This is a genomic window from Micromonospora sp. 15K316, from assembly GCF_004348525.1.
Classification (GTDB): Bacteria; Actinomycetota; Actinomycetes; order Mycobacteriales; family Micromonosporaceae; genus Micromonospora.
In genome coordinates this window covers 1-2,125 of the sequence record NZ_SMKG01000394.1, presented here as the reverse complement: position 1 = coordinate 2,125, position 2,125 = coordinate 1, and the positions used below count along the sequence as shown (strand labels likewise).

At 70.6% G+C, this 2,125-nt stretch carries 2 protein-coding genes and 1 tRNA gene; 1 reads left to right on the top strand and 2 read right to left on the bottom strand.

Annotated features, from left to right (window positions below; genetic code table 11):
- Nucleotides 1-37: 37 nt before the first annotated feature.
- Nucleotides 38-113: transfer RNA gene (locus E1211_RS31855), tRNA-Asn, on the bottom strand.
- Between the two features lie 297 nt (nucleotides 114-410).
- Between E1211_RS31855 and E1211_RS31850 the strand changes: the two genes are divergently transcribed.
- Complete coding sequence (locus tag E1211_RS31850; protein WP_132353916.1) at nucleotides 411-800, top strand: hypothetical protein; 390 nt, start codon at nucleotides 411-413, stop codon at nucleotides 798-800.
- A gap of 93 nt (nucleotides 801-893) precedes the next feature.
- Here E1211_RS31850 and E1211_RS31845 read toward each other — a convergent pair whose 3' ends face one another.
- On the bottom strand, nucleotides 894-1,901 hold the full coding sequence (locus E1211_RS31845; RefSeq protein ID WP_132353913.1) for a sugar phosphate isomerase/epimerase: 1,008 nt from the start codon (nucleotides 1,899-1,901) through the stop codon (nucleotides 894-896).
- Nucleotides 1,902-2,125: the final 224 nt, after the last annotated feature.

The following is a 2,125-nucleotide window of genomic DNA, read 5'->3' as shown; positions in this document are numbered from 1 at the left end:
AGAAACGCCCGCCGGCGGGGCCGGCGGGCGTAGTGGTTGGCTCCCCCGATTGGACTCGAACCAATAACCTGCCGGTTAACAGCCGGCTGCTCTGCCAATTGAGCTACAGGGGACTGCCGTTGCCCGGTTCCGGATCTCTCCGGCGCCGTGCGACGGAGACAAGAGTACAGGACTGCAGGGGGTGTTGGTCCAGGGGGTTACCGCACCGGGTACGCCGGTGGCGGACGCGCGGCCAAGCGAACGACAGAATCAGCAAGTCGGACAAATCGCCATCACGGCACAAGCAGGTATGAGCACGGAGCAGGATGGGTAGTTAGCTGCGGACGACAGAACGCAGGCGCGAGATGGTCGTACCGCCGGGCGGACGGAGCCCGACGGGCGGCGGCGCGTCAGGTACGGAAGGAGCCGCCATGCGCGGAAAACTGATGTTTCTTGGCGGGCTGGCTGCGGGATTCGTCCTGGGTGCCCGCGCCGGCCGGGAGAAGTACGAGGAGCTGATGATCCGGGGCCGTAAAGTGCTCGACCACCCGACCGTGCAGGAGGCGGCGGGCGTCGCGCAGGCCCAGGCGACCCGGCTCTACAGCGAGGGGAAGGACAAGCTCGGCCAGACCAAGCTGGGCGAGAAGCTGACCGGCAACGGCAGCAAGCCGGGCATGACCGCCGCCGACGACGCCTTCGCCGGCTCGCCGGCCGCCGTCGGCGCGAAGTCCGGCCCGAACTCGGCGACCAGCGGCTCGGCCGCCCGGGCGACCACCGCCAAGCCGTCCGGCTCGGGCAGCAGCGGCAGCAGCACCCTCTGATCGCGACGCGCACGGGCCCGGCCGCCGACCTGGCGGCCGGGCCCGTGACGTGCCCGATCAGCGGCGTGCGCCGTCCGGAGCCAACCGGCTCGCTCAGTCCTTGCTGCTGAACGCCGCATCGAAGGCGGCCTCGGGCGCGTCGAAGGCGAGCCGGCGGACGAACTGGAGCGCCTCCGGGGCGCCCACGAGCCGGTCCATGCCGGCGTCCTCCCACTCGATCGAGATCGGCCCGTCGTAGCCGATCGCGTTCAACGCGCGGAAGCAGTCCTCCCAGGGCACGTCGCCGTGGCCGGTGGAGACGAAGTCCCAGCCGCGGCGCAGGTCGGCCCAGGGCAGGTGCGAGGAGAGCCGGCCACGCCGGCCGTCACCGGTGCGCACCTTCGCGTCCTTGCAGTCGACGTGGTAGATCCGGTCGGCGAAGTCGAAGATGAAGTTGACCGGGTCGAGCTCCTGCCAGACGAAGTGCGACGGGTCCCAGTTCAGCCCGAACGCAGGCCGGTGCCCGATCGCCTCCAGCGTCCGCTTCGTCGTCCAGTAGTCGTACGCGATCTCGCTCGGGTGCACCTCGTGCGCGAACCGCACCCCGACCTCGTCGAAGACGTCGAGGATCGGGTTCCACCGGTCGGCGAAGTCCTGGTAGCCGCGCTCGATCATCGACGGCGGGACCGGCGGGAACATCGCCAGCGTGTGCCAGATCGACGAGCCGGTGAAGCCGACGACAGTCTTCACGCCGAGCTTCGCCGCCGCGCGAGCCGTGTCCTTGATCTCTTCGGCGGCGCGACGGCGCACCCCCTCGGGCTCACCGTCGCCCCAGATCCGCGCCGGCAGGATGTCCTGGTGCCGCTCGTCGATGGGGTGGTCGCACACGGCCTGGCCGACCAGGTGGTTGGAGATCGTGTAGACCTTCAGGTTGTGCTTGGCGAGGGTCTCCCGCTTGCGCTCGACGTACGAGTCGTCGGCCAGCGCCTTGTCGACCTCGAAGTGGTCACCCCAGCAGGCGATCTCCAGGCCGTCGTACCCCCACTCGGAGGCGAGCCGGCAGACTTCGTCGAACGGAAGGTCGGCCCACTGGCCGGTGAAGAGCGTGATGGGTCGCGCCATTGTCCTTCTCTCCCCTGTGGTGATGGGGATTCCGTACGGGCGGACCGGGGCGAGGGACCGGTCGAACCGGTGTGCAGGCGGAGCCGTGGGCGGAGCACCGGCGGGTGCGGGACGCACCTGGCCCGCCGGGTTGCGCCTCCCGCCGGGTCGCCGGCCACCGTCACGGTCGCCGTCCCCACTCTATGGCCGCCGGCACCGGCGCGGAAGGCCCCGCCTCCCCGGAC

Excerpts from the sequence above, each read along its gene's own strand:
- E1211_RS31850 (WP_132353916.1), top strand. The coding sequence starts at position 411 with ATGCGCGGAAAACTGATGTTTCTTGGCGGGCTGGCTGCGGGATTCGTC.
- E1211_RS31845 (WP_132353913.1), bottom strand. The coding sequence starts at position 1,901 with ATGGCGCGACCCATCACGCTCTTCACCGGCCAGTGGGCCGACCTTCCG.